The following is a 20,736-nucleotide window of genomic DNA, read 5'->3' on the forward strand; positions in this document are numbered from 1 at the left end:
TCCGCGCGCCGCGCTGGCGGCCGCCGCCGTCTGGGCCGCCGGCACCGCGGAGTTCGCCTGGCGGCGGATCGCGCCCGGCCCCCGCACGAGGGCCGAGGTGACCACCATGGCCCTGACCAGCGCGCTGATCCCTCCGCTGGCGACCTGGCACTGGCTGCGCGGGGTCGTCCAGCACGTCGGCGTGCCGCAGTGGCGCGGCCTGCCCGACCTGGTGCTGTTCGACCGCGACGGCACCCTGGTGCACGACTTCCCCTACAACGGCGACCCCGAGTGGGTCCGCCCGGTCGAGGGCGCGAAGGAGGCGCTGGACCGGCTGCGCGCCCGCGGGGTGCGGGTCGGCGTGGTGAGCAACCAGTCCGGCGTCGCCCGCGGGCTGATCACCCGCGAGCAGGTCGAGGCGTGCATGGCCCGGCTCGACGAGCTGGTCGGCCCCTTCGACACGGTCCAGTACTGCCCGCACGGCCCGGAGGACGGCTGCGCCTGCCGCAAGCCCGCTCCCGGCATGGTCAAGGCGGCGTGCGCGGAGCTCGGGGTCGACCCGGCGCGCTGCGTCGTCATCGGTGACATCGGCGCCGACGTCGAGGCGGCGGCCGCAGCGGGGGCCAGCGGCATCCTCGTGCCCACCCCCGTGACCCGTCGCGAGGAGGTCTCCGCCGCCCCGCGCCTCGCTCCCGACCTGCCCGGTGCGGTCGAGCAGGTGCTGGGCGGCCGCTGGTGACCCGCACGGTGCTCGTCGCGCGGCTGGACAACGCCGGCGACGTGCTCCTCCAGGGGCCGCTCGTGCGCGCGGTCGCGCACGGGGCCGACCGCGTCGTCTTCCTGGCCGGTCCGGCGGGCTCCGCGGCGGCCGGGCTGCTCCCGGGCGTCGACGAGGTCTGGACCTGGGCCTGCCCCTGGATCCTCGGTGACCCGCCGCCGGTCGACACCGGTGACCTGACCGCGTTCGCGACGCGGATCCGGGCGCTGGCGCCCGACGAGGCGGTCATCTCCACGTCCTTCCACCAGTCGCCCCTGCCCCTGGCGCTGGTGCTGCGGGCGGCCGGGGTGCCGCGGATCTCGGCGATCAGCGTCGACTACCCCGGCTCGCTGCTGGACGTGCGGCACCAGGTGGACGACGACATCCCCGAGCCCGAGCGGGCGCTCTCGCTCGCCCGGGCGGCGGGGTTCGAGCTGCCGGCCGGCGACGACGCCCGGCTCTCCGTGCGACGGCCCCTGCCCCCGGTCGCGCACGCCCACCGCGGCCACGACCTGTCGCCCGGGTACGTCGTCGTGCACCCCGGCGCCTCCGTGCCGGCCCGGGCGTGGCCCGCGCAGCGCTGCGCCGAGGCCGTCGAGGCGCTGGCCGACGCCGGCCACCGGGTCGTCGTCACCGGCGGCCCGGGGGAGCGCGCGCTCACCGCGGCCGTGGCCGGCACCCGCGGGACCGACCTGGGCGGGGAGACCTCGCTGGCCGAGATGGCGTCGCTGCTCGACGGCGCGGCCGCGGTGGTGGTCGGCAACACCGGCCCCGCCCACCTCGCCGCCGCCGTCGGCACCCCCGTCGTCTCCCTCTTCTCGCCGGTCGTGCCGGCCGAGCGCTGGGCGCCCTACGGGGTGCCCACCGTGCTGCTCGGCGACCAGGCCGCACCCTGCGCCGGCACCCGGGCCCGCGAGTGCCCGGTGCCCGGCCACCCCTGCCTCTCGTCGGTGAGCGCAGCCGACGTCGTCGCCGCCGTGGAGAAGCTGGTGAGTGCGTGAAGGTCCTGCTCTGGCACGTGCACGGCTCGTGGACGACGGCGTTCGTCCAGGGCCGGCACGAGTACCTGCTGCCCGTCGTGGAGGCCCCGGGTGGGAGCGGGCGCAGCCCCGACGGGCTCGGGCGGGCGCGCACCTGGGACTGGCCGGCCTCGGCCCGGGAGGTGACGCCCGAGCAGCTGCGCGACGAGGACGTCGACGTGGTCGTCCTGCAGCGGCCCCGCGACCTGGAGCTGGTCCGCGAGTGGCTGGGCCGCGAGCCCGGACGTGACCTGCCGGCGGTGTTCCTGGAGCACAACGCGCCGGGCCTGGAGCCGGGTGACGGACCGGTACCGCACACCCGGCACCCGATGGCCGACCAGAGCGCGATCCCGATCGTGCACGTCACGTACTTCAACGAGCTCTTCTACGACAACGGCCGGGCGCCGACGACCGTGATCGAGCACGGCATCGTCGACCCGGGGGAGCGGTACACCGGCGAGCTGCCGCACGCCGCCGTCGTCACCAACGAGCCGGTCCGCCGGGGCCGGACCGTCGGCGCCGACCTGCTGCCGGGTCTCGCCTCGGCCGCCCCGGTGGACGTGTTCGGCATGGGCCTGTCGGGCCTGCACGAGCGCTACGGCCTGGACCCGGCGCGGGTCACGCTGCACGACGACCCGCCGCAGGCCGCGATGCACGCCGAGCTGGCCCGCCGCCGGGTCTACGTGCACCCGGTGCGCTGGACGTCGCTGGGCCTGTCGCTGCTGGAGGCGATGCACCTGGGCCTGCCCGTCGTCGGGCTGGCCACGACCGAGGCCGTCGAGGCCGTGCCGGCCGAGGCCGGCGTGCTCTCCACCCGGCCCGACCGGCTGTGGGCCGCCGTCCGCGAGCTGGTCCACGACGAGGACGCCGCCCGGATCGCCGGCAAGGCCGCCCGCGCGGCGGCGCTGGACCGTTACGGGCTGGACCGTTTCCTGCGCGACTGGGACGCGCTCCTGGGAGAGGTGACCCGATGAGGATCGACCTGGTCAGCGAGCACGCCAGCCCGCTCGCCGCGATCGGCGGCGTCGACGCCGGCGGGCAGAACGTGCACGTCGCGGCGCTCGCCGCCGGGCTCGCCGAGCGCGGGCACGAGGTCACCGTGCACACCCGCCGCGACGACCCGGCGCTGCCCGAGCGCGTGGTCGTCCAGGACGGCTACAACGTCGTGCACGTGACCGCCGGCCCGGCCGAGGCGCTGCCCAAGGACGAGCTGCTCCAGCACATGCCGGCCTTCGCCCGGGTGCTGCGGCACGGCTGGGCCGCCACCCCGCCCGACGTCGTGCACGCGCACTTCTGGATGAGCGGCCTGGCGTCGGTCGAGGCCTCCGCCAGCCTGCTCCGGCCGGTCCCCGTGCTGCAGACCTTCCACGCCCTCGGCTCTGTCAAGCGCCGCCACCAGGGCGACGCCGACACCTCGCCCGCCGAGCGGGTGGACCTCGAGCGCGGGCTGTGCCGCGACGTCAGCCACGTCGTCGCCACCTGCTCCGACGAGGTCTTCGAGCTGCGCCGGCTGGGGCTGACCAGCGACCGCGTGTCGATCGTGCCGTGCGGCGTCGACACCTCGGTGTTCACCCCCCGCGGCCCGGTCGCGCCCCGCTCGGACCGGCAGCGCCTGCTGGTGCTCGGCCGGATCGTCGAGCGCAAGGGCCAGGACGACGCCGTGCGGGCGCTGCGCGCGGTCCCCGGCGCCGAGCTCGTGGTCGTCGGCGGCCCGCCGCTGGACGAGCTGGACGGCGACCCCGAGGTGCGCCGGCTGCGCGCCGTGGCCGCCGAGGCGGGGGTCGCCGACCGGCTGGTGTTCACCGGCGCCGTCGCGCGCGCCGACGTCCCCGCCTGGATCCGCTCCGCCGACGTCGTCCTCGCCGTGCCCTGGTACGAGCCGTTCGGCATCACCCCGCTCGAGGCCATGGCCTGCGGGCGTCCCGTCGTCGCCACCGCCGTCGGCGGGCTGCAGGACTCCGTCGCCGACGGGGTCACCGGCGACCTGGTCCCCCCGCGCGACCCCGCGCGGCTCGGCGAGGTGGTCGCCGCCCTGCTGGCCGACGACGACCGCCGCGCCGCGTACGGCGCCGCCGGTGTGCAGCGGGCCCGCGCCCGCTACCGCTGGAGCCGGGTCGTCGCCGACACCGAAACCGTCTACCGGCAGGTCCTCGCCCGCCGTCGTCCCGTGGAGGTCGCCCGATGAGCATCCCGCCGCACTCGTTCCGGGAGAACGTCGCCCTCGAGGTGCCCTCGCCCGACACCTGCACCCACCTCACCGGGGCCGACCACGTCGCCTCGCTGACCGCCGCACTGGCCTCGCTCAACGGCCAGCTCGGCGCGCTCGACCGGTGGGGCAAGCTCGTCGCCGACGTGCTGTGCTCCGAGTCCCGGGGCCGGCTGCTGGCCGCGGGCAACGGCGGCAGCGCCGCCCAGGCCCAGCACCTCACCGCCGAGCTGGTCGGCCGCTACCGCGCCGACCGGCCGCCGTTCTCCGCGATCTGCCTGACCGCGGAGACCTCCTCGCTCACGGCCATCGCCAACGACTACCCGGCCGACGAGCTGTTCGCCCGGCAGGTCGAGGCGCACGGCCGCCCGGGCGACGTCCTGGTGCTGCTCTCCACCTCGGGCCGCTCGCCCAACGCCGTCGCCGCCGCGCGCCGGGCCCGCGAGTGCGGCATCACCGTCCTGGCGATGACCGGTCCCGCGCCCAACCCGCTGGCCGCCGTGGCCGACGACGCCGTCTGCATCGACTCCCCGTGGACCGCGACGGTGCAGGAGTGCCACCTGGTCGCGCTGCACCTGGTCTGCGCCGCCTTCGACGAGGCCGTGCTCGCCGAGCCCTCGCGCGTGCCGACCGGGCCGTCGTTCGAGGCGGCCCGATGAGACCGCTGGTCGTCCTGGGCGACGCGCTGCTCGACGTGGACCTCGTCGGCAGCGCCTCGCGGCTCACCCCCGACGCGCCCGTCCCCGTGGTCGAGGACATCGAGCGGCGCGAGCGCCCGGGCGGCGCGGCGCTGGCGGCGGTCATCGCGGCGGCTGCCGGCGCCCGCGAGGTCGTGCTGGTCGCGCCCATGGACTCCGACGAGGACGCCGACCGCCTGCGCGCCCTGCTCGCCGGCCGGGTGCGGCTGGTGGAGATCCCGGCCACCGGTGGCACCGCCGTCAAGCAGCGGGTGCGGGTCGGCGACCACTCGGTCGCCCGGCTCGACTCCGGCTCGCCGGTGGCCGCGCTGGGCGAGCTGCCGGCCGAGGCGGTGGCCGCGATCCGGGACGCCGCGGCCGTGCTGGTGGCCGACTACGGCCGTGGCACCACCGCCGACCCCGCCGTCCGCGCCGCCCTGGCCGAGGCCCGGGGCCCGGTCGTCTGGGACCCGCACCCGCGCGGTGCCGACCCGGTCCGCGGCGTCCGGCTGGTCACGCCGAACGCCGCCGAGGCCGCCCGCGTGGTGCCCGACGTGCCCGGCGAGGGGCTGGCCGCGGTCGGTGCCCGGGCGGAGGCGCTGATCTCCCGCTGGGGCGTCGGCGGGGTGGCGGTGACGATGGGCGCGCGCGGCGCGCTGCTCTCCTACGGCACGGGCGCCCCCATGGTGGTGCCCGCGGTGCCGGTGACCGGCGGCGACCCGTGCGGCGCCGGTGACTCCTTCGCGGCCGCCGCGGCGCTCGCGCTCGCCGACGGCGCGGTGACCGGCGAGGCGGTGTCGACGGCGGTCGCGTTCGCCGGCGCCTTCGTCGCGCGGGGTGGCGCCACGGCCTGGGACGCGACCGACCAGGCCCCCGTCGCGGTGGCCGAGCCGGGCGCCGAGGGCGTGATCGCGCGGGTGCGCGCCGCCGGCGGCACCGTCGTCGCCACCGGGGGCTGCTTCGACCTGCTGCACCCCGGGCACGTGGCCACGCTGCGGGCCGCCCGCGGGCTGGGCGACTGCCTGGTCGTCTGCATCAACTCCGACGACTCGGTGCGCCGGCTCAAGGGCCCGTCGCGGCCGCTGAACAGCGCGCCCGACCGCGCCCGCGTGCTCGAGGCGCTGGAGTTCGTCGACGCCGTCGTCGTCTTCGAGGAGGACACCCCCTCGGAGGTGCTCGAGCGGCTGCGCCCCGACGTGTGGGCCAAGGGTGGCGACTACGCGGGCGCCGACCTGCCCGAGGCCGAGGTGCTGCGGACGTGGGGCGGCCAGGCCGTCGTCCTGCCCTACCTGGACGGCCACTCGACCACGGCCCTGGTCGAGCGCTCGCGGGTGTGAGGCCCACGGCCGTGGTCCTCCGGCCGCTCGGGCTGGGGGACCTGCTCACCGGTGTCCCGGCGATCCGGGCGGTCCGGGCCGCGGTGCCCGACCACCACCTGGTCCTCGCCACGACCGAGGCGCTGCGGCCGCTGGCCGAGCTGGTCGACGCCGTCGACGAGGTGCTGCCCGCCCGCGAGCTGGAGCCGCTGGACTGGGCCGGCCCGCCGCCGGAGCTCGCCGTCGACCTGCACGGCAAGGGGCCGGCCTCGCACGTGGTCGTCGCCGACCTGCACCCCGCGCGGCTGCTCACCTTCGACAGCCCCGGCTACCCCGGGCCGACCTGGTACGCCGACGAGCACGAGGTGCGGCGCTGGTGCCGGCTGGTCTCCGAGGGGCTGGGCGTGCCCGCCGACCCCGACGCCCTGGACCTCGCCGTCCCCGACGTGCCGCCGCCGGCGCGCGACGTCGCGGTCGTCCACCCCGGTGCCGCCTACCCCGGGCGCCGCTGGCCGCCCGACCGGTTCGCCGCCGTCGCCCGGCACCTGGCCGCCGCCGGCCACGACGTGCGCGTCACCGGGGGGCCGGCCGAGGTCGGGCTGGCGCGCTCGGTCGCGGAGGCAGCGGGCCTCGGCGACGACGCGGTGCTCGCCGGCCGGACGACGTCGACGGAGCTCGCCGCCGTGGTGGCGGCCGCCCGCGTCGTGGTCTGCGGCGACACCGGCGTCGCGCACCTGGCCACGGCCTACCGGCGGCCCTCGGTGGTGCTGTTCGGCCCGGTGTCGCCGGCGCTGTGGGGACCGCCGCCGCGCGAGCAGCACGTCGTCCTGTGGCACGGGGACGGGACCGGCGACCCCTGGGGCACCGAGCTCGACCCCGCCCTCGCGAAGGTCACCGTGGACGAGGTGACCGCCGCGCTCGACGCCCTCCTCTGAGCGCCCCCGCCGGGTGCCGGCCCGCTCAGCCGCGCTGGCGGAGGGCGTCGAAGAGGACGGTCTGCAGGTCGTTCTCGTCGACGGCGGAGTACGCCCCGCCACCGGTCGCCGCCGTGATCCGCTCCAGCGCGCCGAGGTCGGCGTCCGGGCCCAGGGCGATGCCGATGACCTTCACCGGGCGGTCGGGGTCGTTCTCCGCCTCCAGCGTGCGCACCAGCTCGTCGATGCCGACGCTGTCGCTGTCCTCGTCCTGGCCGTCGGTGATCAGCACGACGCTGCTCACCGCGCGGGGGTCGAAGTCGGCGCGGGCGGCCCGCACCGCGGCCAGCGCGGTGTCGTAGAGGCCGGTGCCGCCGGGGGAGAGACGGCCGGGGATCGTGTCCAGCTCGGCCTGCAGCTTCGCGCGCTGCGTCTCGCCGTCCGCGTCGGCGGCCAGCGCGCGGATGGGCTCCAGCTCGACCCAGTCGCGGTCGCCCTCCAGGGCGCGGGCGAAGACCCACAGCCCGATCGCGGAGTTGTCCGGGAACAGCGAGAGGGCGCTCTTGGCCGCGTCGCGGGCCAGCGTGGCGCGGTTGCCGTTGCCGACCGGGGCCTCCATCGACTTCGAGACGTCGAAGACGGCCAGGAGCCGCGAGGGTGCCGCCAGGCTGGAGAGCCGCTCGAGCAGGCCCTGCACCGCGCCCGGGTCCATCGTCATGGCCTGCGGGGCCTCCTGGGCGATGCCGCTCTCGGGGCCTGCGGCCGGCGGCGCGCTGCCCTCGGGGCCGCGGAACCCGGCCTCCCGGACGGCGGTCTGCGCCTCCTCGGACAGCAGCCGCCGCACGACGGCGTCGACGGCCTCCTGCTGGTCACCCGACGGCGAGCCGACGCGCAGGACGGGGTAGTCCAGCGACGGCGTGCCCTCGGCCGGGTAGACGGCGACGAGGTTCGCCGAGACCGACTGCGCGTTCGCCGCGAACACCTCCTGCTCGCTGACCGGGACCAGGGGCGCGTCGGCGCTGCCCTCGCTGCCGGCGCTCAGCGCGTCCGCGGGGGAGGGCACGGTGTTGCGGGCGGCGGCCAGCACCGCCTGCACGACGGCGTTGTCGGCGTCCTGGTCACCGCCGAGGGAGCTGCGCACCGCGGCCAGCGCGGAGAGGCCCTCGGCGCTGGCGGCGAGGTCGGGCACGGCTAGCGGGCGGCCGGTGCTCAGGGCCTCGCCCCACGACGGGGCCGAGCCGGACCAGCCCAGCTGGTCGGACGCGGCCCGGCTGGTGGCCAGCACCACGGGGGAGAGCGCCATGGAGCCGGCGCCGTCGAGCTCGGCCGAGCCGGCGCGCGCGGCCCACAGCGAGGAGTCCGGGACCCAGACGTCCGGCAGGGCCTCGGCGTCCAGCGCCCCGAGGTCACCGGCGGTCTGCAGCGGCTCCTGCGCGGTCACGACGGGGTCGACGCAGGCGTCCTCGTCCTCGGCGACCTTGGTGAGCAGTTCCTCGGTCAGCTCGCCGAGCTCCGGGGCCACGGTGACGTCGACGGTGGTGCGGTCACCGCACCCGCCGGCGGTCAGCCACCAGGCGAGACCGCCGACCAGCAGGAGCACTGCGAGGCCTGTGGCGAGGAGGACGGTGGGCACCGGACGGCGCTGGGCTGTGGGATCGGCGTGGCGGCCCATGCTCGCTCTCTGGATCGACTCGGGGTTGGTGCGGCTCCCCCCGAGCCCGCGCCGTCCAGATTAGAGGGGCCGGACGGGTCGGCGTTGTGACGCCGGTCACCTCCAGTGACCGGCGCTCGTCACAGCGTCGTCAGACCGCCTGCGCGTGGAGGGCCCCCCGCTGGGCGGCGAACCACTCCACCGTGCGCCGCAGCCCGTCCTCCGACCGGACGCGGGGCCGCCATCCCAGCAGCTCCTGGGCGCGCGAGGTGTCCGGTCGGCGGACCTTCGGGTCGTCGACGGGCAGGTCGATGTAGTCGATCCGGGACGACGAGCCGGTGAGCTCCACGATCCACTCGGCCAGCCGCAGCATGGACAGCTCGTCGGGGTTGCCGATGTTGATCGGTCCCGGCTGGTCGGAGAAGGCCATCGCGAGGATGCCGGCGACGGTGTCGTCGACGTAGCAGATCGAGCGCGTCTGGGACCCGTCCCCGGCGACGGTCAGCGGACGGCCGTCGAGCGCCTGGCCGACGAACGCGGGGATCGCGCGCCCGTCGTCGGCCCGCATGCGGGGGCCGTAGGTGTTGAAGATCCGCACGATGCCGGTGTCGGTGCCCTTCGACGTCCGGTAGGCGGTGGTCATGGCCTCGCTGAACCGCTTGGCCTCGTCGTAGACACCGCGGGGGCCGACCGGGTTGACGTTGCCCCAGTACTCCTCGGTCTGCGGGTGCTGGAGCGGGTCGCCGTAGACCTCGGAGGTGGACGCCAGGACGTAGCGGGCGCCCTTCTCGTGGGCCAGGCCCAGGGTGTGCAGGGTGCCCAGGCTGCCGACCTTGAGGGTCTCGATCGGCATCTTGAGGTAGTCGATGGGGCTGGCCGGCGAGGCGAAGTGGAGCACGAGGTCGACCGGGCCGGGGACGTGCACGAAGTCGGTGACGTCGCAGCGCACCAGCCGGAAGCCCGGGTGCTCCATCAGGTGCAGGACGTTCTCGGGGGAGCCGGTGAGGAAGTTGTCCAGGCAGACCACCTCGACCCCGCGGTCGAGCAGCTGCTCGCACAGGTGCGAGCCCAGGAAGCCGGCGCCGCCGGTCACGACCGCCCGACGGATCGTGCGTGCCTCGCGTACCGGACCGGTCACCACTGTGCGCTCCTCACCGCGCCCCGGACGGGCGCCTCCCCGGCCCTCCTACCCGGCCGGGTCGGGCACACACCTCGGCGGACGCGCAGGTGGGTGACGTGCTCGGGGGTGCGACGCACGACAGCGGGCCGCCGGCTCCCGGAGGAGACCGACGGCCCGCCGTCAGGTGGTGCTGGGGCAGGTGGTGCTGGAACTCAGCGTCGAGGCGGGATCAGCCCTCGTACGCCTCCTCCTCGGGGATGGCGTTCGCCGGCGGCGTGGCGGCCTCGCCGTCGAACTCCTCGATCTCGGCGTCACCGATGTCGGTCACCCGGACGCCCTGGACCTCCTCGGAGCCGTTGCCGACGATCCGCTCGATGGTCATGCCGCTGGTGCCCATGTGGCTGTCCTCGGAGTAGCGGAACGGCGCGAAGACCGGGCCCTCCCACTCGCCGCCGACGGCCTCGACGGCCTCGACCAGGCCCTCGCGGGTCGGGTTCTGGCCGGCCGCCTGCAGCGCCTGCGTCATCGTGTAGGCCTGCGACATGCCGTAGACGCGGTAGTTGGTGAGCTCGCCCTCGCCACCGCACTCCTGCCAGATCCGCTGGAACTCGGTGATCCACGGGTTGTCGGTCATGTCCACGGTCGGCAGGTAGCCGGTCGTGAGCGCGCCGTCGAGCAGGGCGGCGTCGGTGACCTTGCCCTCGCTGAACCGGTTCAGCAGGCCGCCGACCAGGTTCGGGTCCGAGCCGACGTTCGAGTAGAACCACTGCGGCTGGTAGCCCAGCTGCAGGGCGGTCAGCTGCGAGAGCGCGGTGTAGCTGGGCACGTTGAAGCCGACGACGAAGTCGGCGCCGGCCGCCTTGAGGGCCGCGATCTGCGGGCCGACGTTGGTGTTGCCCGGCGTGTACCGCTCGGCCGCGACGATCTGGTCGTCGATGTACTGGCGGATGCCGGCCTCGCCGTCCTCGCCGAAGTCGTCGTCCTGGAGGAAGAGACCGACCTTGGCGTCGGGGAACTCGTTGGCGATGTACTCGCCGATGATCTTCCCCTCGCTCTCGTAGTCGGTCTGCCAGCCGAACGACATCGGGTAGGTCTCCGGGTCGTCACCCCACATCAGCGAGCCCGAGGAGACGAAGAGGTCCGGGACGCCCTCGTCGTTGAGGAAGTCCACCACCGCGCTGTGCGTGGGCGTGCCCAGGCCGCTCATCATCGCGAAGATCTCGTCGTTGAGGACGAGCTCGTTGGTGACCTGGCTGGTCTGGGCGGGGTTGTACGCGTCGTCCTTGTAGATGAACTCGACGGTGCGGTCGTAGACCCCACCCTCCTTGTTCAGGCAGTCGAAGTACGCCTTCACGCCGGTCGGGATCTCGCTGTAGCCGGGAGCGGCCACACCGGTCAGCGGGTAGTGGGCGCCGAGCTTGATCGACGTCTCGGTGACGCCGGTGTCGGAGGCCTCGTTCTCGCCACCGCCGGAGGAGCCGCCGCCTTCATCGCTGCCACCACAGGCGGCGAGGGTGGAGGCGACGGTCGCCGCGGCGACCACGGTCATGAGACGACGGGAGGATCTGGACAACAGTTCTCCTCTGATGCGGCCCGGGCGTCGGTGCCCGGGAGTCTGGGTGGGGTGGATCGGCCGAACTCGGCGGGTCGAGGGGGTCGTCCTCACCTCCTGCCGGCAGCGTCGGCGGCTGCCTGGGCCATCGCCTTCTTCGCCTTGGCGTTCATGCGACGGAGGCGGATCGTCCCGACGAAGCCGGCCGGGACGAAGATCATCACGACGATGAGGACGACGCCGTAGACGAACGGCGCCACCTGCGCGGCCTCGGTCTGGTCCAGGCCGAAGCTCGCGCCCATGTCGCGGGCGAAGGGCGGCAGGAAGACCAGCAGCGCGGACCCCAGGAGGGCGCCGACCAGGCTGCCGAGACCGCCGAGCACGATCGCGGTGAGCAGGGACAGCGAGAGGACCAGCGTGAACCCGCTGGGCGCCGCGAGCCGGACCACGAGGGCCAGGACCGCGCCGGCCAGGCCGGCGGCCGCCGCGCTCACGACGAACGCCAGGACCCGCCAGGCGCCCAGGTTGATGCCGGCCAGCTCGGCCGCCACCTCCTGGTCGCGGACGGCGCGCCAGGTGCGGCCGATCCGGCTGCGCACCAGGTTGGCGAGGAAGAAGTAGGTGATGAGCAGGCAGATCGTGCCGAGGTAGGCCAGCCACTTGGTGCTCGAGGCGTTGTTGCCCGAGACGACGTCGATGAAGCTCTCGAACGCCTCGGGGGCCTGGGGCGCGCGGACCCGCATTCCCTGCTCGCCGCCGAAGATGTCGTGGAAGTAGATCGCCAGCCCCGGCAGGCCGACCGCGAGGGCGAGCGTCGCGCCGGCGAGGTAGGGCCCGTGCAGGCGGGCCGCGGCCACGCCGACGAGGGCACCGATGGCGACGGCGACCAGCACGGAGGCCAGCAGGACCACCGGGAGCGGCAGCGGCTCGTCGGCGTCGAGGAGCAGCGCCGTCGTGTAGGCGCCGGCGGCCATGAGCGCCCCGTGGCCCAGCGAGATCTGCCCGTTCATGCCGGTGAGCACGGTCAGGCCGCCGGCGGCGATGGCGTAGTAGGTCAGCGTCGCCAGCTGGGAGTTCTGGTACGGGGTGCTCAGCTCCAGCAGGGCCACCGCCAGCACGGCGGAGCCGAGCAGGACCAGCAGGTGGCGCAGCAGCGTGGACTGCGGCAGGAAGGACCGCTCGGCCGAGGCCTGGGCCGACGAGGCGTTGGCGCCGGCGGTGGCGACGACCGGGGCCTCGTCGGTCGCCTTGCCGGCGGCGGACGGGGAGCTCTGCAGGTCACTCATGGTCATGCCCTCCGGGCCGTGGTGCTGCTGAACAGGCCACCGGGTCGCACCAGCAGCACGCCGATGAGGATCACGAGGGCGGAGATGGTGACGAGGGCGCTGCCGCGGGGCGCGTAGCCGCTCACGTAGCTCAGCGCGAGGCCGAGGATCAGCCCGCCGACGATCGCGCCGACCGGGGAGTCGAGGCCGCCGATGATCGCGGCGACGAAGCCGAAGACGATGAGCGAGTCCATGTACGCCGGGTAGACGAAGGTGCCACCGGCGATGAGCAGGCCCGACAGCGAGCCGACGACGGCCGCCAGCCCCCAGCCGAGGGTGAGCATGCCGCCCACCTTGACGCCGAGCAGCCGGGCGACCTCCTGGCTGAACGCCGACGCGCGCATGGCCAGGCCGACGCGGGTGAAGCGGAAGAGCGCCACCAGCAGCGCCATGGTCACCAGGACCGCGCCGATCACGTAGAGGCTGGTCGGGGTCAGCGGGATCGTCGTCTCGCCGATCTCGAAGCCCCGGACGCCGAAGGGCGTGGGGAAGGACTGGAACGACGAGCCGAAGATGATCGCGATGGCGGCCTGGATGGCCACGAAGAGGCCCAGCGTCACGATGACCGCGTTGAGCTCGGGGCCGCCCTCGACCGGGCGGATGATGACCCGCTCGACGATGGCGCCGAGCACGAAGCCCGAGGCGAGCGCGACGACCAGCGCCACCCAGTAGGACGCGCCGGCCTGGATGAGCGAGAGGGCGATGAAGGTGGTCGCAGCGGCCATCGAGCCCTGCGCGAAGTTGACGATGCGCGTCGAGCGCCAGATGAGCACCAGGGCGAGCGCGAAGGCCGCGTAGATCATGCCCTGGGTCAACCCGGTGATCGTTACGTTGACGAAGTAGTCCACGACAGTGGGAAGCCTTCCTGGCAGAGCGGGAGGGTCAGAAACCGAGGTAGGCGTGCCGGAGGTCCTCGTCGGCCATCAGCGTGCTGGCGGAGTCGGTGACCACCACCCGGCCGAGGTTGAGGACGACGCCGACATCGGCGACCGACAGGGCGCTGCGCGCGTTCTGCTCGACCAGCAGGACCGACAGGCCCTCGGAGTCGACCAGCTGGCGGAGCAGGCCGAAGATCTGCGCCACGATCCGCGGCGCCAGCCCCAGGGAGGGCTCGTCGAGCAGCAGGATCCGCGGCTGGGCCAGCAGCGCGCGGCCGATGACCAGCATCTGCCGCTCGCCGCCGGACAGCGTGTGCGCGGCGTTGTTCCTGCGCTCGGCGATCCGCGGGAACAGGTCGTAGACCCGGTCGAACTCGTCCTTGCCGACCTTGCCGCGGAACAGCGAGCCGACCCGCAGGTTCTCGTCCACGGTCAGCTCGGCGATGACGCCGCGGCCCTCGGGGACGTGCGCCATGCCCTTGGCGACCATCGACTCGACCGGGGCCTTGGTGATGTCGTGGCCCTCGAGCAGGACCCGGCCCGACACCGGGCGGACCAGGCCGCTGATGGTGCGCAGCAGGGTGGTCTTGCCGGCGCCGTTGGCGCCGAGCACCGCGGTGATGCGACCGGCCTCGGCGGTGAGCGAGACGCCGTCCAGGGCGCGGACCGGGCCGTAGGAGGAGGTCAGGTCCTCCACCTGGAGCAGCCCGCCCGTGGTCGCGGTGCCGCCGGAGGCCGCGCTCCCGCCGGAGCGGGAGACCGCCGTGGCGCCGTGTGCCTCAGTCATGGGTGCGTCCTCCGTCGGCGTTGGTCAGCTCGGCGGCGTCGGCCTCGGCGTCGACCGCGTCGCCCAGGTAGGCCTCGGTGACGGCGGGGTCGGCCTGGACCTCCGCCGGGGTGCCGGCGGCGATCTGCTTGCCCGAGTCCAGGACGGTGATCCGGTCGCACACCCGCATGACCAGGTCCATGTGGTGCTCGACGAGCAGCACGCTCACCCGGCCGGCCAGGGAGCGGATGAGCTCGCCCAGCTCGTGCATCTCGTCCTCGCTCAGACCGCTGGCGGGCTCGTCGAGCATCAGCAGGTCGGGCTCGGAGACCAGGGCGCGGGCCAGCGCGACGCGCTTCTGCACCGGGTAGGGGAGCGAGCCGGGGTAGCGGCCGGCGTACCGGGCGGCCCCGAGCTCGGTCAGCGCGGTCATCGCCCGCTCGCGCAGCCGCTGCTCGTCCTTGTCCGACGTCGGCAGCGCCAGCAGCGCGGAGAGGAAGCCGGCCCGGGCGTGCCGGTGGGCGCCCACCATCACGTTCTCCAGGACCGTCATGCCGGCGAAGAGGCCGACGCCCTGGAGGGTGCGGGCGATGCCCAGCGAGGTGAGCTGGGCCGGGCGGAGGCGCCGCAGCTCCTCGCCGCGCCAGGAGATCCGGCCCTCGGTCGGGCGCACCAGGCCGCAGGCGACGTTGAACAACGTCGTCTTCCCGGCGCCGTTCGGGCCGATGAGGCCGTGTACCTGGCCCGGCTCGACGGTCAGCGACACGTCGGAGAGGGCGAGGACGCCGCCGAAGGCGACGCTGATCCCGGTCATCTCGAGCCGTGCGGTGGGCGGTGATCCGGTCGTTCGCTGGCTGCCGGTCGGCTGCGCCAAGGGGCCCACAGCTCCTCTGGGTCGGGGAGATCGCCGAACCGGTGAGCCCGGGACGGCGACGATTGGGTCACGAGTACGTCCCGCTGAGACTGCCCGCCCGTGTTGGCCGTCACAATGGGCGCACTGCACAGGGATCGAGACGCCGCGTTGTGCTGTGCGTCACGTACGGGGAGGTGAGCGGTGCATCCGTTCCGACCGGAGGTGTCGGCTCGCCTGGCCGAGCTCGCGCCGCTGCTCATGGCCGAGCTCGAGGACATGACCGACCGCATGCTCGAGGTGCTGCTGCGCAGCGAGCCGGCCTACCGCGACCTGCTCGTCCCGGAGGAGGAGCTGCGGGCCTCGACCCGGCGCAACCTCGAGGGCGGGCTGCGGACCCTGATCGCCGGCTGGTCCGACCACGCGGACCAGTCGCGGGCCGGTGCGCGGGCCGTCGGCCGCCGCCGCGCGGCCCAGGGCGTGCCCCTGGAGGCGGTGCTGCGCGCCTACCGGCTGGGCGGCCAGGTCACCTGGGAGGCGCTGCTGTCGGTGTCGCAGCGCAGCCGGCACGGCCAGGACGTCCTGCTCCTGGAGGTCGCCGGCTCGGTGTGGCGGACGAACGACGCCGACTGCGCCGCCGTCGCCGAGGGCTACCGCGACGAGCAGCGGCGGCTGGCCGGCGCCGACGAGGTGGCCCGGCAGCACGTGCTGGACGGGCTCATCGAGGGCCGCGGCGGCGACCCGGCCTTCGTCCGCAGCGCCTCCGAGCTCCTCGCCATGCCCCTGGACGGGCGGCTGATGGCCGCGGTGGCGCTGCCCGGCCCCGACGGCTGCCCGGCGCTGGACGCCCCGGCCGAGGCGCTGCTCAAGCGCGGCGTGCGGTCGGTCTGGGGCAGCCGCGGGGACGCCCAGGTCGGCTTCGTGGTGCTCGGCGCCGTCCGGGCCGACGACCTCGTCGCCCTGCTGACCTGCGTGGCGCGGGGCCCGGTGGGGGTCTCCGACGTCGTCGAGGGCGCCGGCGCCGCGGGCGCGGCCTACCGGCTGGCCGAGACCGCGGCCCGCACGCTGCCGGCCGGCGACCAGCGCGTGGTCAGTATCGACGAGCGGCTGCCCGAGGCGCTGCTGAGCAACTCGCCGGAGATCAGCTCACGGCTGGTGGGGCAGTCGCTGGGCGGCCTGCTCGACCTCCCCGAGGAGGAGCAGACCGTCCTGCTGGACACGCTGGAGGCGTTCCTGGCCGCCGACGGGTCGCCGACCCGGGCGGCCGACGCCCTCTACTGCCACCGGAACACGGTCATGCACCGGCTGCGGCGGATCGAGTCGGTCACCGGGCGCAAGCTCACCGACCCGCGGTCCCGGCTGCTGTGGCAGCTCGCGCTGCTCGGCACCGGCCGCCGCCAGCCGACCACCCGCTCCGCCTAGGGGCTACTGGAGGTAGCTCTCCACCTGCGGCTCGGGGCGCGCCTCGGCCTCGTCGGGGTCCTCGCCGTACTGGCGCTTGGCCCGGCGCTGGCGGAGCAGGTCCCAGCACTGGTCGAGGTCGGCCTCGAGCTTGCTCATGCGGGCGCGGGTCTCGTCGGTGTGCTCGCTGCTGTCCCGCAGCTTGTGCTCCTCGTCGACCAGCGTGTGGATGCGGTGGAGGATGTCGTTCTCGTCCATGCCCTCGTCCCTGCCCGACGACGGGGGCGCGAAACGGGGCGCTCAGCCGGCGTCGGGCACCCAGCCCTCGACGAAGGCCGCCAGGCGCCGGTGCACCGCCCCGCCGGCGCGGCCCAGGGCCAGCAGCGCCGAGCGGTCCAGCGGCACCCGCACGGTGCGCCGTCCCGTGGGCCGGCGGGCCACCGCGTGCCCCGCCCCGACCAGCTCGGGCCAGGGGCGGTCCAGCTGGGCGCGCACGCGGTCCAGCGCCGCCGCGGTGGGCCCGGCGTTGCCCTCGACCATCGCCGTCACGAACGCCGGGTCGCTGCCGATCACGCGGGTGCCGGAGCGGAAGCTGCCGGCGGCCAGGGCGAGGGCGAGCGGCCCGGCGTCGGCCGCCGCGGCGGCCAGCGCGGCGGCCAGCAGGTGCGGCACGTGGCTGATCGCGGCGACGGCGTCGTCGTGCTCCGCCGCCGTCACCGGCACGACCTCAGCGCCGACGGCCAGCGCCACCTCGGCGACGCGCAGCCAGCGCGGCAGCTCCGTGCCCGGCTCCAGGCAGAGCGCCCACCGGGCCCCGGCGAACAGGGCCGGGTCGGTCGCCTCGTGGCCCGAGCGCTCGGTGCCGCACATCGGGTGACCGCCCACGAACCGGCCGCCGAACGCCGCGCCCAGCGCCTCCACGACCGGGACCTTGACCGAGCCGAGGTCGGTGACCGTGGCCGCCGGGTCCACCGCGAGGCCGTGCAGCGCCGTCGTCATGGCCGGCAGCGGGACGGCGAGGACCACGACCCCGGAGAGCTCCTGGGTGATGCGCACCCCGCGCGCGGCGGCCGCCTCCCGGGCCACGGGGTCGACGTCCCAGCCGCTGACCTCGCGGCCGGCGGCGACCAGGGCGGCGGCCAGGGAGCCGCCCAGCTGCCCCAGCCCGACGACGCCGACGGGAGGTGCGGGCATGGTCGGCACCGGGAACGCGGGGACGTCGGCCATGATCTACAGGCTATGACGCCCCGCTCGTTCCTCCTCACCGCCGAGCTGGCCGAGTACGTGCAGGCCGCCTCGGACCCGGTCGACGACGTGATGGCCGACCTCATCCGCGAGACCGCCGAGATGGCCGAGCGCGGCGAGGCGTCGCCCACGATGCAGATCGCGCCCGAGCAGGGCGTGCTGATGCGGCTGCTCACCCGGGCGCTCGGTGTGCGGCGGGCCGTCGAGATCGGCACGTTCACCGGCTTCTCCGCGCTGTGCATCGCCGAGGGGCTGCCGGAGGACGGCTCGCTGCTCTGCCTGGACCGCAGCGAGGAGTGGACGGCGGTCGCCCGGCGGTACTGGGAGCGCGCGGGCGTGGCCGACCGGGTCGAGCTGCGGATCGGCGACGCGCTGGAGAGCCTGCGGGCGCTGCCGGCCGAGGAGACCTTCGACCTGGCCTTCGTCGACGCCGACAAGACCGGGTACGCGGCCTACGTCGAGGAGCTGCACCCGCGGCTCACCCGCAACGGCGTGGTGCTGCTGGACAACACGCTGCGCTCGGGCCGGGTGCTCGACCCCGACGACGAGTCGGCGCACGCGCTGGCCGCGCTGAACGCGTCGCTGGCCGCGGACCCGCGCTGGGAGACCGTGCTGCTGCCGCTGGCCGACGGCCTGACCCTGCTGCGCAAGCGATGATCGGCGAGGGCCTCTACGGCCGCTCCGGGTTCGCCGTCCGGGTGGCGCGGGACGGCGCGCGGTGGCGGGTCGAGCTGCTCGCGGAGGACGCCGGCGACGAGCTGCCGGTGCTGGAGCGGGCGCTGGGGGAGCCGGGCGCGGGTGGGTGGCCGCCGCCGTTCGTGCTCGTCGTCGACTCGCGGCTGTACTTCGTGGCGCTGCGGCACGGCCCGGGCGGGATGGTGCGGGCGCTGATCTCCGACGCGACGATGCTCGAGTGGGTGCTCGCCGCCGAGGTGGTCGAGCGCTACGGCATCGGCGTCGACACCGAGGGCGCCTTCGACGACGACGAGACCGGCTGGCCCGGCGGTGACCTGGACCTGTTCGCCGATGACGGCCTGCCCGCCGAGGAGCTGCGCCCGATCGTGACCGCCGACGACCTGTGGGCCGACGAGATGGTGGCCCGGATCGCGACCCGGCTCGGCTTCGCCGACGAGCTCGCCGCGGCGGTGAAGGCGTGACCGTCTCCGCGGTGGTGTTCGACCTCGGCGGGGTCATCACCGAGAGCCCGATGACCGCGTTCGCCGCCTACGAGCGCGAGGCGGGGCTGCCCGAGGGGCTCGTCCGGCAGCTGAACTCCACGAACCCCGACTCGAACGCGTGGGCGCGCTTCGAGCGCAACGAGCTGGACGTCGCCGGCTTCTCCGCGGCGTTCGAGGCCGAGGCCGCGGCGCTGGGCCACCGGGTCGAGGCCGCCCGCGTGCTGGCGGCGCTGCAGGGCGAGGTGCGCCCGGCGGTTGTCGCGGCGGTGCGCCGGCTGAAGGAGCGCGGGCTGCCGCTGGGCCTGCTGTCGAACAACGTGGCGCCGATGGAGCGCACCGGCCGGCTCGGCGAGCTGCTGGGGCTGTTCGACGCCGTCGTGGAGTCCTCGACCGAGGGGGTCCGGAAGCCGGAGCCGGAGATCTACCGCCGCGCGCTCGACCGGCTCTCCGAGGCCGTCGGACGGCGCATCGAGGCGACCGACTGCGCCTACCTCGACGACCTGGGCATCAACCTCAAGCCGGCCCGGGCGCTCGGCTTCGCCACCATCAAGGTCGTCGACCCCGCCGAGGCCCTCGCCGAGCTGTCGGGGCTGGTCGGCTTCCCGCTGGACGGCGCGGCGTGAGCCCGGACCTGGACGCGGCGATGGGGCGGGCGCTGGAGCTCGCGGCCGCCGCGGAGGAGTGGGGCGACACCCCGATCGGCGCCGTCGTCCTCGGGCCGGACGGCACCGTGCTGGCCGAGGCCGCCAACGAGCGCGAGAAGCGGGGCGACCCCACCGCGCACGCCGAGGTGCTGGCGCTGCGGGCCGCGGCCGGGGCCCACGGGGACGGCTGGCGGCTGTCGGGCTGCACGCTCGTCGTCACGCTCGAGCCCTGCACGATGTGCGCCGGCGCGAGCGTCCTGTCCCGCGTCGACCGGGTGGTCTACGGCGCCGACGACCCCAAGGCCGGCGCCGCCGGGTCGCTGTGGGACGTCGTCCGCGACCGCCGGCTCAACCACCGCCCGCAGGTGACCGGCGGCGTGCGCGCCGAGGAGTGCGGCGCGCTGCTACGTGCCTTCTTCCGCCGTCAGCGGGGCCTGTAGTCTCTTCGGCGGTGGCGTGTCCGAGCGGCCGAAGGAGCACGCCTCGAAAGCGTGTGAGGGCAACCCCCTCCGTGGGTTCAAATCCCACCGCCACCGCCAGCACCACCGGAGCCCCGCTCTCCCTCCCCGGGAGGCGGGGCTCCGTCGTTCCCCGGGGCGCAGCTCAGGGGTCGAGCTCGCTGTCCAGGACGAGCTGGCCGTCCCGCTCGATGAGCGTGAACAGGCGGACCGCCGACTCGACGCTGCCGTCGGTGCGGACCCACGTGAGCCGGCCGGTGACCTGGGTCTGCCCGTCGCTGGCCTGGACCTCGGACACGGTGACGTCGGAGAAGTCGTTCCAGTACCCGATGTAGCCCTCGCGGCTGATGTTGCTGCGCAGCGTCGGCCCGGTGCGCTCCCACGCGGCGGCCGGGTCCTCGATCACCTGCTGGTGGTAGCTCTCCAGGAACGCGGTGATGTTCTCGGCGCTGAGCGGGTCCGCGGCGGGCTCGTCGACGACCTCCGAGGCGGGGGCCTCGGGCTCCTCCGGCGCCGACGAGGAGGGCCCGGTCTCCTCACCGGTCGTCGGCGCGGCCTCCGACGTGGTCGCCGGCGACTCGGCCGCGTCCTCGCCAGGCCCGTCGCCGGGCAGGTTCAGCAGGAGGACCAGCAGCCCGGCGAGCAGGGCCGCGGCCAGCGCGGCCGCCACCCAGGGCCACCGGCGCCGGGGTAGGCGAGGTCGACGACCTCGCGCTCGCGGCCGAACACCTGCTGGGCGTACTTGGTGGCGAACGGGCGCTTGGTGCGGCCGTGGGTGACCACCATGCCGCGCTCGAAGA

General features: G+C 75.3%; 23 protein-coding genes and 1 tRNA gene. 13 read left to right on the top strand and 11 right to left on the bottom strand.

Annotated elements, in window-relative coordinates:
* From E4P43_RS17925 to E4P43_RS17955, 7 genes are all read left to right on the top strand, one after another.
* On the top strand, positions 1–718 hold a 718-nt coding region (locus E4P43_RS17925), incomplete at its 5' end, for an HAD family hydrolase (protein ID WP_135146882.1).
* Positions 715–1,737: a glycosyltransferase family 9 protein gene (locus tag E4P43_RS17930; protein ID WP_135146883.1), complete on the top strand. Its 1,023-nt coding sequence runs from the start codon at positions 715–717 to the stop codon at positions 1,735–1,737. The genes E4P43_RS17925 and E4P43_RS17930, both read left to right, overlap by 4 nt.
* Positions 1,734–2,729: a glycosyltransferase gene (locus tag E4P43_RS17935; RefSeq protein WP_135146884.1), complete on the top strand. Its 996-nt coding sequence runs from the start codon at positions 1,734–1,736 to the stop codon at positions 2,727–2,729. The genes E4P43_RS17930 and E4P43_RS17935 overlap by 4 nt, the downstream gene beginning before the upstream one ends.
* Positions 2,726–3,940: a glycosyltransferase gene (locus E4P43_RS17940; RefSeq protein WP_135146885.1), complete on the top strand. Its 1,215-nt coding sequence runs from the start codon at positions 2,726–2,728 to the stop codon at positions 3,938–3,940. Before E4P43_RS17935 ends, E4P43_RS17940 begins: the two co-directional genes overlap by 4 nt.
* Positions 3,937–4,620: an SIS domain-containing protein gene (locus E4P43_RS17945; protein ID WP_135146886.1), complete on the top strand. Its 684-nt coding sequence runs from the start codon at positions 3,937–3,939 to the stop codon at positions 4,618–4,620. The genes E4P43_RS17940 and E4P43_RS17945 overlap by 4 nt, the downstream gene beginning before the upstream one ends.
* The gene (rfaE2, locus tag E4P43_RS17950) at positions 4,617–5,975 is read left to right on the top strand and encodes a D-glycero-beta-D-manno-heptose 1-phosphate adenylyltransferase (protein ID WP_135146887.1); all 1,359 of its coding nucleotides are present in this window, start codon (positions 4,617–4,619) and stop codon (positions 5,973–5,975) included. The genes E4P43_RS17945 and rfaE2 overlap by 4 nt, the downstream gene beginning before the upstream one ends.
* A gap of 11 nt (positions 5,976–5,986) precedes the next feature.
* A complete protein-coding gene (locus tag E4P43_RS17955; RefSeq protein ID WP_245159228.1) occupies positions 5,987–6,889 on the top strand; it encodes a glycosyltransferase family 9 protein in 903 nt (300 codons plus the stop codon).
* A 25-nt stretch (positions 6,890–6,914) separates the two neighbouring features.
* On the opposite strand, the gene E4P43_RS17960 is transcribed toward E4P43_RS17955, so the two are convergent.
* The 7 genes from E4P43_RS17960 to E4P43_RS17990 form a co-directional block, all read right to left on the bottom strand.
* Positions 6,915–8,501, bottom strand: coding sequence for a substrate-binding domain-containing protein (locus E4P43_RS17960; protein ID WP_245159229.1), 1,587 nt, complete (start codon positions 8,499–8,501; stop codon positions 6,915–6,917).
* 169 nt (positions 8,502–8,670) lie between these two features.
* Positions 8,671–9,657 (bottom strand): UDP-glucuronic acid decarboxylase family protein, encoded by a 987-nt coding sequence (locus E4P43_RS17965; protein ID WP_245159230.1) that lies wholly within the window; start codon positions 9,655–9,657, stop codon positions 8,671–8,673.
* 211 nt (positions 9,658–9,868) lie between these two features.
* On the bottom strand, positions 9,869–11,188 hold the full coding sequence (locus tag E4P43_RS17970; RefSeq protein ID WP_135146891.1) for an ABC transporter substrate-binding protein: 1,320 nt from the start codon (positions 11,186–11,188) through the stop codon (positions 9,869–9,871).
* A gap of 113 nt (positions 11,189–11,301) precedes the next feature.
* On the bottom strand, positions 11,302–12,477 hold the full coding sequence (locus tag E4P43_RS17975; RefSeq protein ID WP_135146892.1) for a branched-chain amino acid ABC transporter permease: 1,176 nt from the start codon (positions 12,475–12,477) through the stop codon (positions 11,302–11,304).
* Positions 12,478–12,479: 2 nt separating this feature from the next.
* Positions 12,480–13,364 (bottom strand): branched-chain amino acid ABC transporter permease, encoded by an 885-nt coding sequence (locus E4P43_RS17980; protein ID WP_135146893.1) that lies wholly within the window; start codon positions 13,362–13,364, stop codon positions 12,480–12,482.
* A 34-nt stretch (positions 13,365–13,398) separates the two neighbouring features.
* Positions 13,399–14,181 (bottom strand): ABC transporter ATP-binding protein, encoded by a 783-nt coding sequence (locus tag E4P43_RS17985; RefSeq protein ID WP_135146894.1) that lies wholly within the window; start codon positions 14,179–14,181, stop codon positions 13,399–13,401.
* Positions 14,174–14,974 carry an ABC transporter ATP-binding protein gene (locus tag E4P43_RS17990; protein WP_245159231.1) on the bottom strand — a complete coding sequence of 267 codons (801 nt, stop codon included), beginning with the start codon at positions 14,972–14,974 and terminating at the stop codon, positions 14,174–14,176. Before E4P43_RS17990 ends, E4P43_RS17985 begins: the two co-directional genes overlap by 8 nt.
* Before the next feature lie 261 nt (positions 14,975–15,235).
* Between E4P43_RS17990 and E4P43_RS17995 the strand changes: the two genes are divergently transcribed.
* The gene (locus E4P43_RS17995) at positions 15,236–16,432 is read left to right on the top strand and encodes a helix-turn-helix domain-containing protein (protein ID WP_245159232.1); all 1,197 of its coding nucleotides are present in this window, start codon (positions 15,236–15,238) and stop codon (positions 16,430–16,432) included.
* 3 nt (positions 16,433–16,435) lie between these two features.
* Here E4P43_RS17995 and E4P43_RS18000 read toward each other — a convergent pair whose 3' ends face one another.
* Together E4P43_RS18000 and E4P43_RS18005 are read right to left on the bottom strand one after the other, a co-directional pair.
* A complete protein-coding gene (locus tag E4P43_RS18000) occupies positions 16,436–16,669 on the bottom strand; it encodes a DUF2630 family protein (RefSeq protein ID WP_135146897.1) in 234 nt (77 codons plus the stop codon).
* A gap of 42 nt (positions 16,670–16,711) precedes the next feature.
* Entirely contained in the window at positions 16,712–17,638 is a 927-nt protein-coding gene (locus tag E4P43_RS18005; RefSeq protein ID WP_135146898.1) for a prephenate dehydrogenase/arogenate dehydrogenase family protein, read from the bottom strand.
* A 12-nt stretch (positions 17,639–17,650) separates the two neighbouring features.
* Here E4P43_RS18005 and E4P43_RS18010 point away from each other — a divergent pair, with 12 nt between their 5' ends.
* The 5 genes from E4P43_RS18010 (at position 17,651) to E4P43_RS18030 (ending at position 20,017) form a co-directional block, all read left to right on the top strand.
* Positions 17,651–18,313, top strand: a complete 663-nt coding sequence (locus E4P43_RS18010; protein ID WP_135146899.1) for an O-methyltransferase — start codon at positions 17,651–17,653, stop codon at positions 18,311–18,313.
* Positions 18,310–18,813: a tRNA adenosine deaminase-associated protein gene (locus E4P43_RS18015; RefSeq protein ID WP_135146900.1), complete on the top strand. Its 504-nt coding sequence runs from the start codon at positions 18,310–18,312 to the stop codon at positions 18,811–18,813. Before E4P43_RS18010 ends, E4P43_RS18015 begins: the two co-directional genes overlap by 4 nt.
* Positions 18,810–19,457, top strand: a complete 648-nt coding sequence (locus E4P43_RS18020; protein WP_135146901.1) for an HAD-IA family hydrolase — start codon at positions 18,810–18,812, stop codon at positions 19,455–19,457. The genes E4P43_RS18015 and E4P43_RS18020 overlap by 4 nt, the downstream gene beginning before the upstream one ends.
* Positions 19,458–19,477: 20 nt before the next feature.
* Entirely contained in the window at positions 19,478–19,918 is a 441-nt protein-coding gene (gene tadA / locus E4P43_RS18025) for a tRNA adenosine(34) deaminase TadA (RefSeq protein ID WP_135146904.1), read from the top strand.
* Positions 19,919–19,928: 10 nt separating this feature from the next.
* Positions 19,929–20,017: transfer RNA gene (locus E4P43_RS18030), tRNA-Ser, on the top strand.
* Between the two features lie 64 nt (positions 20,018–20,081).
* Here E4P43_RS18030 and E4P43_RS18035 read toward each other — a convergent pair.
* Together E4P43_RS18035 and E4P43_RS18040 are read right to left on the bottom strand one after the other, a co-directional pair.
* Positions 20,082–20,606, bottom strand: a complete 525-nt coding sequence (locus E4P43_RS18035) for a hypothetical protein (RefSeq protein WP_135146902.1) — start codon at positions 20,604–20,606, stop codon at positions 20,082–20,084.
* Positions 20,552–20,736, bottom strand: a 185-nt coding sequence (locus E4P43_RS18040) for a hypothetical protein (protein ID WP_135146903.1), incomplete at its 5' end; no start/stop codon positions are given. The genes E4P43_RS18035 and E4P43_RS18040, both read right to left, overlap by 55 nt.

Source organism: Blastococcus sp. TF02A-35, from assembly GCF_004571075.1.
Taxonomy (GTDB): domain Bacteria; phylum Actinomycetota; class Actinomycetes; order Mycobacteriales; family Geodermatophilaceae; genus Blastococcus.